A 12,536-nucleotide genomic window follows, 5' to 3' on the forward strand; every position below is an offset into this window, starting at 1 on the left:
TTATTTAAGTAAGAACTCCTTTAATTTTTTATAATCATTGGTCTTAATACGTACCTTTGGCTTATTCATTACTTTTTGAATCTGTGCAGGTATTGGGATTTTGATATCTAAGGTTGTCTCGACAATATCCAGGAACTTAACTGGATGTGCGGTTTCTAGAAAAACACCATATTCATTATCCTTTAGGTCATACTCTTTTAATCCTAAATAACCAACAGCTCCGTGTGGATCTGCAATATATTTATTTTGATTATATATTTCTTTCATAGCATCTCTAGTAGCAGCATCATCAAAACTATATGCAGAAAAATTATCCTTTAAAGATTCGAATTTATTATCAAACAATTGTTGAATTCTAATAAAATTACTTGGATTTCCAACATCCATAGCATTTGATATAGTTGCTTTTGATGGTTTTGGCTCATAATTCGCTGTTTTCATATATCGAACTACAGTATCATTTACATTAGTAGCAGCTACGAAATGTTTTACAGGAAGTCCTAGTTTGTGTGCAACAATACCCGCACAAATATTCCCGAAATTTCCACTAGGAACTGAAAAAACAATTTCTTTTCCTTTGCTTTTTAGTTGTTTATACGCAAAAACAAAGTAAAATAATTGAGGTAACCATCTTGCAATATTAATAGAGTTAGCTGATGTTAATTGCATATGATTCGTAATACTTTCATCCAGGAAAGCCTTTTTTACCATATCCTGACAATCATCGAACACGCCATCTATTTCTAGAGCAGTAATGTTTTGACCTAGTGTGGTAAGCTGTCGTTCCTGAATATCGCTAACTTTTCCGGAAGGATATAGAATTACAACATCTACACCTTTTACCCCTAAAAAACCTTGTGCGACTGCACCTCCAGTATCTCCAGAAGTAGCAACAAGCACAGTAACTTTATCATCATTGTTTCGATTGAAATAACCTAAACATCGAGCCATAAACCGAGCTCCAACATCTTTAAAAGCCATAGTAGGACCGTGAAAAAGTTCTAGGGTTCCAATATTCTTTGTAATGTCGATTACAGGAAAATCAAAACTTAAAACATCGGTAAGAATATCTCTTAACTCGGTCTCAGGAATCTCATCGCCCACAAATTGTTTTATTGTTTGAAAACCAATTTCTATAGTATCCAGATTTTCTATGTTGTCAAAGAAAGATTTAGGAAGGGAAGTTATACTTTCCGGGAAATATAATCCTTTATCTGGGGCTAAACCTTTGATGACAGCTTCAGAAAAAGAAACTTTAGGAGCTTTATTATGTAAGCTATAGTATTGCATTTGTATTCTGATTTATTATTTTGGAACTATAGCAGAAAACTCTATTTCTACCAGGATATTTGGATCTATTAATTTTGAAACTTCTACCATTGCAGTTACTGGTTTTATTTCCTTAAAGTATTCTCCGTGAGCTTTACCAATTTCTTCCCATTTAGAGATATCTGTGCAATATATTCTGGTACGAATCACATGACTAAGATTGGCATCTAGTTGATTTAAAACTTTTTTCACAGATTCAATAATAGCTACAGTTTGTTCATATTCATTAGCTCCTGGAGCCGTAGTACCAGAAACTTCGATAGTACTACCAATTTTTAAAGCTCTCGAATATCCTACAATGTCTTCCCAAGGAGAACCGGTTGCTATTTTTTTAATTTCCTTCATGTTAATCAATTATTTTTATTCCTTTACTATTGATTTTAGAAACGTGAATATCAAAATCAAGTCCAGTTTTAGTATATACTTTTCTGATTGCTTCTGCTACGTTTTTTGCTGTCTCCATGCCTTTACTCAATGCGAAGATAGAAGGTCCAGATCCTGAAATTCCACACCCTAAAGCACCTTGGGCAATAGCAGCGTTTTTTACATTTTTAAATTCAGGAATCAGAATAGAGCGCATAGGTTCTACAATAACATCTTCTAAACTACGACCGATAAGATCATAATCCTCTGTAAAGAGCCCGGATACCAATCCTCCAACATTTCCCCATTGCTGAATTGCCTGTTTTAAGGTTACATTTTGTTTGATAACAGATCGCGCATCCGAAGTTTTCACCTCAATTTGTGGATGGATTACGGTCATAACTAAATCTTGTGGAGTATGCAATTTGATAACATCTAATGGGGCATAACTTCTAACTAATGTAAATCCTCCGAGAAGGGCAGGAGCTACATTGTCTGCATGTGCATTTCCACTGGCAAGTTTTTCACCTTCCATGGCAAAAGCTATTAGTTGATGTGGTGCAAAGGGATTATCCAGAAGATAATTCACCGCCCAAACAGCTCCTGCGCTACTTGCTGCGCTACTTCCTATACCACTGCCTGCTTTGATTTTTTTATAAATCTCAATGTCAACACCTACTTCCTTATCGTAATTTTCTAACAAGGCTTCAACCGCTACACCTGCTACATTTTTCTTAGTATCTAAGGGCAAATCTGCTCCTTCAATTTTGGTAATTCTAACTCCTGATTCTGAGGTCAACGAAATGATCATTTCATCTCCCACAGTATCTAAACAACATCCAAGCACATCAAAGCCACAAGAAAGATTGGCTACAGTGGCAGGGGCAAAGATCTTTATACGTTTCATTCTAAATATTAAGTTTTACTTTTTACCAATTCTAATGATATCTGCAAATATACCTGAAGCTGTAACTTCTGCACCAGCACCGGCACCTTTTACAATTAGCGGTTGTTTAGGATATCGATCTGTGTAAAAAAGAACGATATTGTCACTTCCTTCTAAGTTATAAAAAGGATGATCAGCAGGGATATGCTGTAATCCTACTTTTGCTTTCCCGTTTTCATATTGAGCAACATATTTTAGTCGACAGTCTTTTTTGTTGGCTTCATCTAGAATTTGTGCGAAATGAGCTTCATTAGCTTTTAGTGATTCGAAGAAATCATCAACATTACTGGTGTCTAGACTTTCTAGAGGTAGAAAAGCTTCTTTTTCGATATCTTCCAGTTCCATGATATTCCCGCTTTCGCGTGCTAAAATTAAGATCTTTCTAGCAACGTCTACACCGCTAAGATCAATCTTAGGGTCTGGTTCTGTATACCCTTCTTCTTGTGCTTGTTTTACAATATCATAAAAGTTAACTCCTTCTTTATAATTGTTAAATACAAAATTAAGACTACCGGATAACACCGCTTGAATTTTATGAATGTTATCCCCAGAAGCAATTAGGTTGTTTAGCGTGTCTATGATCGGTAATCCAGCTCCTACATTTGTTTCGTAAAGAAAAGAAGCGCTGAATTTTCGAGAAAGCTCCTGTAACTCTGAATAATTTACATATTCATCTGCACAGGCTATCTTATTACAGGTAACGACAGCCATACTTTCTGCTAAATAGTGTTTATAAACCTTTGCTATATCAGGGTTAGCTGTGTTATCAACAAATATAGAGTTTCGAATATTCATTTCTTTAGCCGTATCGAAAAACTTCTCAGAATCTGCTTTTTCTCCTTCACTTAATCTATTTTTCCATGAATCTAGTTTGATTCCGTTTTCGTCAAAAATCATAGTTCTGGAATTAGAAATTCCCACAACACGTATTTTAAGACGAAGTTTTTCTTTTAGATACGTTCGCTGTTGCTCTAATTGATCAAGTAATTTACTACCAACATTTCCAACACCTGTTACAAACAAGTTTAGTTGCTTTGTTTTTACTTCAAAAAAACGTTCGTGTAAAATATTTAAAGCCTTTTTTATATCTTTCTTCTCAATGACTACAGAAATATTTTTTTCTGAAGCTCCTTGCGCAATCGCTCGGATATTTACATTGTTTTTACCGAGTGTGCTAAACATTTTACCACTTAACCCTTGGTGATGATACATATTATCACCTACTAATGCTACAATGGCGGCTTCGTTTTCAATTTTTACAGGATCTACTTTATGTTTTGTAATTTCAAATTCGAATGCTGTATCCAGAACTAGTTTAGCTCTTTCCGCATCGGCTGCATCTACTGCCAAACAAATAGAATGCTCAGAAGAGGCCTGAGTAATCAAAATCACATTGATGTTTTCTAGAAATAGTGCTTCGAACAATCGTTTAGAAAAACCTGGGATACCAACCATTCCGCTTCCTTCTAACGATATTACAGAGATATTATCGATATGACTAATTCCAGTAACAGGTTTTTGTCTGTTAATTACTTCTCTTGTAATTAATGTCCCCGCATCTTCAGGCTGAAATGTATTTTTTATTACAATTGGAATGTTCTTGTCAAGTATCGGATGAATAGTAGGAGGATAGATGACTTTGGCTCCAAAATGAGACAACTCCATCGCTTCCTGATATGAAATATGCGATACAGGTTTAGCTTGTTTTACTAATTTAGGGTTAGCTGTATACATACCGCTAACATCTGTCCAAATCTGTAATTTATCAGCCTGGACAGCAGAAGCTAAGATTGCTGCAGTAAAATCCGAACCTCCTCTACCTAAAGTAGTAGGTTCGCCTTCTGATGTTTTAGCTACAAAACCTGGGAATAAACTAATTTGATGTGTATTATCCTGTGCATATCTTTTGATTCTAAAATTAGTTTCTTCATAATCAATAGTTACTTTTGCAGCATCCGTAGTGATAATATAATCTCTAGAATCCTTAAGAACAATATCTAATCCTTTTACCTTTGCCGCCTCAGCGATTATGAAGGAGGATAGCATTTCACCAAAACTAGCAATTACAGATTCCGTTTTAGGTGATAACTCACTTAAGAGATATACTCCTTCGCATAGAGACTCCAGCTTATTTAATTCTGATTTTACTTTGCTAATTATAGAACTTTGAGAAACAACCGGAATTAACTCTTTAATAGCATTCAGATGTCTATTCTCTATTGTAAGCAGAGTGTTTTTATATTTTTCGTTGTTAGAGGAGGCTTCCTTTCCTGCCTTTATTAAAAGGTCTGTTATACCTCCCAGCGCAGAAACAACTACATAAAGCGATCGATTATTAGACTGCTTTTCTATGATTTCTATAACTTTTTCTATCGTTGCTGCATTTGCAACTGAAGAACCTCCAAACTTTAGAACGTTCATATGATATTTTTTAAAATGATGTATTTGATATAGTTTTTTGGTAGTTTTTTACGTAAAATAAACTACTTACTCGATTTCTGTGATATATAAAAGATTAACCCCTAAGGGTAATAATTGTAGCTGTAGTACGTGTAAAAGAAGTGTAGGCATCCGCCCCTGTTGTTCCTAACGCGAAAAGTAAAACCGAGATTGAAACCGTACTAAACATTAGTTTGCTTTATATTTAAGTTCAAATGTATAATTTTTTACTTTTGAACAAAATAAAAACGTTACTAATCATAAACTTTTATTGATCCTTTAATTTATATGTTGATTCGTTAAAGCATTCTTAAAAAATAAATTAAAAAGAGTTGTTGTATTTTGAAAACGTATTATAAAATAATTATTAAAAATTAAACTTGTGAAGATATTTTCCGCTACTCAAATGCGAAAAGCAGACGAAGTTACTATTCAATCTCAAAAAATTACTTCTTTAGAATTGATGGAAAGAGCTGCTACTCAAATATTCAATGTATTGCATCAACGTTTACAAGGTGCCCCAATTCCAATCCACGTTTTTTGTGGTATAGGAAACAATGGGGGAGATGGACTTGTAATTTCTCGATTATTGATAGAGCACGGATACCATGTGAAAACGTACATTGTTAATTTTAGCGATAACAGATCTGAGGATTTTTTGGCAAATTACGATCGCTTAAAAGCTATTGGCGCAGAATGGCCAATACAGTTAAAATCAGAAGAAGATTTACCAGATATTAAACAACAGGATATGGTAATTGACGCTATTTTTGGTATAGGACTAAATAGGCCTTTAGTACCTTGGGTAGTCAATTTGATCAAGCATATAAATGCCTCCAGATGTTTTACATTATCGATTGATGTACCATCTGGTTTATATGCAGATAAAGCTCCTGATAATCCGGAAGGTGTCATTTATGCATCTATAGTGGTTACTTTTCAATTGCCAAAATTGATCTTTTTCTTACCGGAAACCGGTCAGTATTCTCAGGATCTAGAAGTTATAGATATTGGATTAGATAGAGATTTTATTGCGCAGACTCCAGGTTTTGCTGAGTTAGTAGGTAAAAACGAAGTACTCTCTTTATATAGACCAAGACATAAATTTGCTCATAAAGGAGATTATGGACATTGTCTAATTGTTGGAGGTAGTTATGGTAAAATCGGTAGTGTAGTGCTGGCTACAAAATCAGCATTACGTATTGGAGCTGGTCTAACAACCGCTTATATTCCTGAATGTGGATATGATATTCTACAGACCTCAGTTCCTGAAGCTATGGTTATTACCGATGATGAGGATAATTATATTTCTAAAATATCCGTTGATTATGATCCGTCAGTAATTGGGATAGGAATTGGGCTTGGCACTCACGAAAAAACCGTAGATGCCTTTGGTAAATTTTTAAAACAAAATAAAGCAAGGTTGGTCGTAGATGCTGATGCTATTAATATTTTAGCCAAAGCATCAGAATTCTTGCAGTTCTTACCTAAACATACAGTATTAACACCACATCCAGGTGAACTAAAACGTTTAATAGGTGAATGGAAGGATGATTTTGAGAAAATTAGTAAGGTAAAAGAGTTTTCTAAAAAACACGATTGCATTGTTGTAATTAAAGGAGCGAACACTTTGATTATTTATCATGATGATATTTATGTCAATACTTCTGGAAATCCTGGGATGGCTACTGCAGGAAGCGGTGATGTTTTAACAGGAATAATTACTGGATTGATTTCTCAGAGATACGATCCATTGCACGCAGCAGTTTTTGGAGTATATCTACATGGTAGTTCGGCAGATATAGCAATTCAGGGAACTGGTTATCAGGGATTGTTAGCTAGTGATATTGTTTCACATATTGGAAAATCATATATAGAGTTGTTCAAAAAACCAGAACAACCACAACCTCAAGACTGATTGTACCTAAAAAAATAGTGGTTTTCGCGTACAATTTTGTTTGGTTTTTATAGTTATGCATATTGATGATTTTTATAATTTTATCTCATAAATTAAAAAGCAGAAAATGATGACAAAAAAAATGATGGCGATTGCAACAATTGCCTTGGGATTATTAGGAGTTTCTTGTTCTAGTGATGATGGACCAGCTGTAGCGAATCTAACATTACAAACATTTAATTTAGAAACATTAACTGATGGTACTACCTATCAAGGTTGGATAATTGTTGATGGAGATGCAAAGCCAACTCCAAAATTTGCTAACCCAAGTGGAAATAAAACATTTACTTTTATTGCTGATGAACTAAATAGAGCTACTGAGTTTATTCTAACCATAGAGCAAGCAGGTGATAATGATAATGTACCTTCAGAAACTAGAATTCTAAAAGGTAACTTTAATCAAGATTCAGCTTCCTTAAGTTTCGAAGATGCTGTAACATCTTTTAATGGTACGGCTGGAACATTTTTTATGGGTACACCAACGGATAATGATGACACCAATGAGGATTCAGGTGTTTGGTTTATTGATAATTCTTCAGGTTCTGCAATGGCTGGTTTAACACTTAATCCATTAAAAAATGGTTGGAAATATGAAGGTTGGGTAGTAATTAATAATGTTCCTGTTTCTACTGGTACATTTACAGATCCTGCACAAGCAGATGATTTCAATCCATTTAGTAGTACTGCTAACCCAGCTCCACCATTTCCTGGTGAGGATTTTCTGAACAATTCTGCATCTCCTGATGGAGTTACATTTCCTGTGGATCTTAGAGGATCGACTGTTGTTATTTCTGTAGAACCTTTAAATGATCTTGATAAAGCACCATTTTTCTTAAAACCTCTTACGGGAAATATACAGTTAACAGATGCTCCTGGAGATTTATTAACAATGAATGCAAGTACTGCAATACCTCAAGGACAGGTAATTCGATAAGACATTAAAATTTATATTTAATAAAAAAACTCTCGAAAATTTCGAGAGTTTTTTTATTAATAAACCTTCTGTTTAAATGATAACAGGAAAAATCCATTAAAAATCTTTTTAGCCCTTAGTATTTCTGTTTCAGGGAGTGGATTGTTATCTAAAATTAATCCTGCTAGTGCATACTTTTCAGTTTCATAAACTTTCGGGATATGTTTAATCTGATTATTGTTAATATGTACCATTAATAAAGATTTTTGTGTGGTGAAAACAACAGGAAGCTCTTTAAACTTATTGTATCCGGCGTGTATGACCCATGCTTTTCTCATTTCAGTTAGTTGATCTGGTAATCCTTTCAATTCATTATGGTCCATATAAAAAAAACGAATTTGACTTAGTTCTCCAATTGTACTAGGCAGTTCTTTTAAATTATTGTGATCGATCCATAGAGAATATAGCTTAGGTAATTTTCCTAGATAGGAATAACTTTTCTCATCTTCTATCGTATTATAAGACAAATTCAAGTCCCTCAGATTTTTCAGACTTATTATATTCTTTGGTAGCTTAGTAAGTTTGTTGTTTTTTAGGTTCAAAAATTCAATTGGTAACTCTGAAATTTGGGTAATTGCTTGTTCTAGATTAATGTTAGGATTATGTACTAAGGAAATTTGTTTAAGATTGGAAAACAATTTTATAGATGGCGGAACTTCTTTAATATCTAAACTATCTAAGATTAATACTTCCAGGTTTTTATAAACAGCTAGTTTTCTTAATGTACTATCTATGTTAAGTTTACTATTATTACTTAAGTTGATCATTCTCAAGTCTTTTAAGTTAGCTATTGCACTAGGTAACTCTTCAAGTTCTTGATTGCTAAGATCTAAACGATGAATTTTTGATGATGTATCTAGGTTGATTTCTTGATAGGTTGTACTATAAAATGTGGTATAGGTAGAACAGCCAATGAATAGCAATGATATGGAGATATAAAACAATAGTTTTTTAATCATCTGTAATGGTATTAAGAAATATATTTCCGCTTACTTCTATATAGATTTTATCCTTGGTTTCTACAAGCCACGGAAATCTGGGGTTTAACCCTAATCCATCGTGTAGTATATTTTGAATATAGGCGCCAGCTTTCTGACTGTTAATACCTAGCTTAGAGTCTACAGAAAAATCGTTTTCCTGATAGGTGCCATATGCATATAAATTACCATAAAAAAGTTCTTTAAGAGGAGGTAATGTAAACCATACATTTTTACGTCCATCATCCGAGTTAATTGGATTCCTTGGTGATAAACTATAATCTGGTCTAGCAGTAAATAAGTCAATTCCTATTCCCAGTTTATACACTGTTTGCAGATTCGTGATTTCTGTAAAGCCTATATCTAATGAACCAGTAACCCCATAATCTGTTCCCGATCCTTTAAATAGACCTATGCTAAAGTCATTTTGAAATGTAAGATGTATATTATGATTAGCATTACTAAAACGCATCAGTAAAGCTCCTCTCCTTAAGCCATAAGTTTTAAGGTTTTTAGGGAGATTATCCTTACTAAACCCGAAGCCTAATCCATTAAATCCACCTTTCCCTGTTGGATTAAATATAATAGAAGTGTTCAGGTTAGAAACGGATGATCCGAGTAAGTTACTGTTTTTACCAATGCCGGCTAAAGCAAAGAATTCATAAGAGTATGCTAACCCAGAAGTTTTTACTGTATGTCGTTTTAGAAATTGATAGGATGCAAAAGATAATCCGCTTTCTAAAGAAATATCACCATAATTAAGAGTTCCAAAACCAAAAACACCTAGTTTTAACCATTGATTTTGATTCCCTAAAGTTATTTCTGTTTTTAACATAATACCTCCATCTGCTTTAAATCGCTGGGAGTATAGAAGAGAACAACTAAAGAATATAATACAAGTGATTTTCTTTCCTAAATTATTTATATACATATTACTTTCTGGGATGAAATGTATTAATAACTTCAGTAAGATGACTTTTGTCAAGATGCATATATATTTCCGTAGTCGTTATACTTTCATGCCCCAACATCAACTGTATAGCTCTTAGATCGGCTCCATTTTCTAATAAATGCGTGGCAAAGGAATGTCTAAAGGTATGTGGGCTTATGGTTTTATGAATGCCAGCTCTTTCAACAAGTCTTTTTACAATAGTAAAAATCATGGCTCTGGTAAGCTGTCTTCCTCTTCGATTTAAAAACAACGTATCTTCATGGCCTTTCTTAATATCGAGGTGAATTCTTATTTCGTTTTTATAAATATTGATATACTTCTGTGTTATTTCTCCAATAGGAACAAATCTTTGTTTATCTCCTTTTCCTGTTACACTAATGAAACCTTCATCAAAAAAAAGATTAGAGAGTTTTAAATCGATCAATTCACTAACTCGAAGTCCGCACCCATAAAGTGTTTCGATAATAGCTTTATTTCTTTCTCCTTCTGGTTTGCTTAAATCTACTTGTGCGATGATACTGTCTATTTCTTCTAGTGATAGCGTATCTGGTAACTTTCTGCCTATTTTAGGAGCTTCTATAAGTTCCATAGGATTGGTTTCTCTATAATCTTCGAAAATTAGATAATTAAAAAAACTTTTTAAACCAGAAATTATACGAGCCTGAGACCTGGCATTGACTAGTTTTGCAGTTTCATAAATGAACTGCTTTAGCATATCTTTTTCTATAGCAATAGGAGTGGATTTAATATCATTTTCTTCTAGATACTTAATGAGTCTTTGGATATCTAAACTATAATTAATAATAGAATTATCAGAAAGCCCTCTTTCGATTCGTAAATAATGTTCATAATCCCTTATGGCGTGACTCCATTTCATGTATCCTAATATAAAAAAGAAAATCCATCCGCAAACTGCGAATGGATTTAAAATTTATATAATAATTAAATTATATAAATTAGAATTTATAAACCAATCCTAAATTAATATCGTCAAGATCTAGGCCTATTGAGAAAAGATCAGTTGAATCTGTGGCACCATCAGCTTTGGCTGTAGCATATCCTAATGCACCCCAAAATGCCTCAAGTGCAAAGTTATCGCTTAAGAAATAGCTTACACCTGGTCCAACATTTATACCAAATCCATCAGTAGTAGAATCGGTTGACGCTATTTCTGTTTTAGCAGATACATAATCAAATCCAAGTTCACCAAAAATAGAAAACTTATTAGAAGGTGTGAAGTAGTATCTACCGAAAGCGCCGGCATTCAGTGTGTTGATTTTGGTTTCTCCACCACCAACTTCAATTTTTTGAGTTGTATAACCAAGTCTGGCTCCTACGGTAATATTTTCGGTAACAAAAAAACCAACTCTAGGAGTAATGCTAAAGGAGTTATTCTTATTGTCTCCCGTTGATTCTGAGTCGTAGCCAAAAGATCCAGATACAAAAATATCTCCTTTAGCGAATCCTTCTCCATCCTGAGCATTAGCGAAAGCTAAGCTAAATACTGCTGCTGCAGTTAAAATTAATTTTTTCATGATAATTGTTTGTTTATAGTTTAAAGCAAATTTAGATAAACAGATAGAGACAATAACCACTGTTTTCAGGGGGTTTTTTGTTAGATATTCCCCACAATTCCTGAGTTTGGATATAAACATCTGATTGTCAATATATGATAGCTACTCACCTAGGTGACTTGTTTTATATTGCAACAATGTTTTTTAACACGATTTTATGTTTTTGATCAAGCAATTATATTTTTAAAATCAATTAAAAGAAAGAAAAAACCTACTTTTTGATTGTTTACTAATTTTGAACAATAAATTACAGATAACGAAACAATAATTTAGATTTTTAGATTAGCAAGCATAGATCCCAATAATAGATCTGTTTAGCCACGTAAAGAAGTCTATTGGGAACAGATTCTTAAAATTTTTGAAGTATACTGGTAATTTTGGATCATTGAATAGGGTTATTTATTAAAGATCCTGATTGATAATATTTATTAACTTAAAAAAACAAAACATGGTAAGGAAGTTATTTTTAGCATTCACATTTGGGGCGCTTACATTTGTTAATGCTCAAGAAGAGTCAATTCGCTTTGGAGGTAAAGTAGGTCTTAATGTAGCAAATTTTGTAGGGGATGATGCAGATGATGATGCAGAGTCTAAATTAGGGTTTCATATTGGTGCGGTTGTAGAGATTCCAATTACAGAAAAGTTTGCTTTTCAACCAGAATTATTATTTTCAACTCAAGGAGTTAAAGAAGAAGAAGCAGGTGTTGATTTTAAATTAAACTTAAACTACATTAATGTTCCGTTAATTTTTAAGTATTACTTTATAGAAGGATTGAATATAGAAATAGGACCTCAGGTAGGTTTTCTAGTATCAGCAAAGGCGAAGGCGGATAGTAATGATACAGATGTGAAAGATCAATTTAAAACATTAGATCTTGGTGCTAATATAGGATTAGGATATCAATTAGATATGGGATTATTTTTTCAGGGAAGATATAATTATGGTATAACAAATATTGGAGATGATGATGATTCAGATCTAAGAAATTCTGTAATACAATTCTCGGTTGGTTATAAGTTTTAAAA

Annotated in this window: 11 protein-coding genes; 3 read left to right on the forward strand and 8 right to left on the reverse strand. The window is 33.4% G+C overall.

Going from position 1 to position 12,536, the window contains the following annotated elements:
* The 4 genes from thrC to thrA are packed head-to-tail and all read right to left on the reverse strand — an operon-like array spanning position 1 to position 5,059.
* Positions 1–1,290: a threonine synthase gene (gene thrC / locus D1818_RS01350; protein WP_118455644.1), complete on the reverse strand. Its 1,290-nt coding sequence runs from the start codon at positions 1,288–1,290 to the stop codon at positions 1–3.
* Positions 1,291–1,305: 15 nt separating this feature from the next.
* Positions 1,306–1,674: a RidA family protein gene (locus D1818_RS01355; RefSeq protein WP_118455646.1), complete on the reverse strand. Its 369-nt coding sequence runs from the start codon at positions 1,672–1,674 to the stop codon at positions 1,306–1,308.
* Between the two features lies 1 nt (position 1,675).
* Positions 1,676–2,599, reverse strand: coding sequence for a homoserine kinase (locus D1818_RS01360; protein ID WP_118455648.1), 924 nt, complete (start codon positions 2,597–2,599; stop codon positions 1,676–1,678).
* 15 nt (positions 2,600–2,614) lie between these two features.
* Positions 2,615–5,059: a bifunctional aspartate kinase/homoserine dehydrogenase I gene (gene thrA / locus D1818_RS01365; RefSeq protein ID WP_118455650.1), complete on the reverse strand. Its 2,445-nt coding sequence runs from the start codon at positions 5,057–5,059 to the stop codon at positions 2,615–2,617.
* A gap of 400 nt (positions 5,060–5,459) precedes the next feature.
* Between thrA and D1818_RS01370 the strand changes: the two genes are divergently transcribed.
* Both D1818_RS01370 and D1818_RS01375 read left to right on the forward strand, forming a co-directional pair.
* Positions 5,460–6,995: an NAD(P)H-hydrate dehydratase gene (locus D1818_RS01370; protein WP_118455652.1), complete on the forward strand. Its 1,536-nt coding sequence runs from the start codon at positions 5,460–5,462 to the stop codon at positions 6,993–6,995.
* A 106-nt stretch (positions 6,996–7,101) separates the two neighbouring features.
* Positions 7,102–7,968, forward strand: a complete 867-nt coding sequence (locus tag D1818_RS01375; RefSeq protein ID WP_147406199.1) for an anti-sigma factor — start codon at positions 7,102–7,104, stop codon at positions 7,966–7,968.
* Between the two features lie 56 nt (positions 7,969–8,024).
* Here D1818_RS01375 and D1818_RS01380 read toward each other — a convergent pair whose 3' ends face one another.
* The 4 genes from D1818_RS01380 to D1818_RS01395 form a co-directional block, all read right to left on the reverse strand.
* Entirely contained in the window at positions 8,025–8,966 is a 942-nt protein-coding gene (locus tag D1818_RS01380; protein ID WP_118455656.1) for a leucine-rich repeat domain-containing protein, read from the reverse strand.
* Positions 8,959–9,915: a hypothetical protein gene (locus D1818_RS01385; RefSeq protein ID WP_118455658.1), complete on the reverse strand. Its 957-nt coding sequence runs from the start codon at positions 9,913–9,915 to the stop codon at positions 8,959–8,961. Before D1818_RS01385 ends, D1818_RS01380 begins: the two co-directional genes overlap by 8 nt.
* A gap of 1 nt (position 9,916) precedes the next feature.
* Positions 9,917–10,813 carry a site-specific tyrosine recombinase XerD gene (xerD, locus tag D1818_RS01390; RefSeq protein WP_118455660.1) on the reverse strand — a complete coding sequence of 299 codons (897 nt, stop codon included), beginning with the start codon at positions 10,811–10,813 and terminating at the stop codon, positions 9,917–9,919.
* Between the two features lie 79 nt (positions 10,814–10,892).
* Positions 10,893–11,471: a porin family protein gene (locus D1818_RS01395; protein ID WP_118455662.1), complete on the reverse strand. Its 579-nt coding sequence runs from the start codon at positions 11,469–11,471 to the stop codon at positions 10,893–10,895.
* 487 nt (positions 11,472–11,958) lie between these two features.
* Between D1818_RS01395 and D1818_RS01400 the strand changes: the two genes are divergently transcribed.
* Entirely contained in the window at positions 11,959–12,534 is a 576-nt protein-coding gene (locus tag D1818_RS01400; RefSeq protein WP_118455664.1) for a porin family protein, read from the forward strand.
* Positions 12,535–12,536: the final 2 nt, after the last annotated feature.

The sequence above is a fragment of the Aquimarina sp. BL5 genome, from assembly GCF_003443675.1.
GTDB lineage: Bacteria > Bacteroidota > Bacteroidia > Flavobacteriales > Flavobacteriaceae > Aquimarina.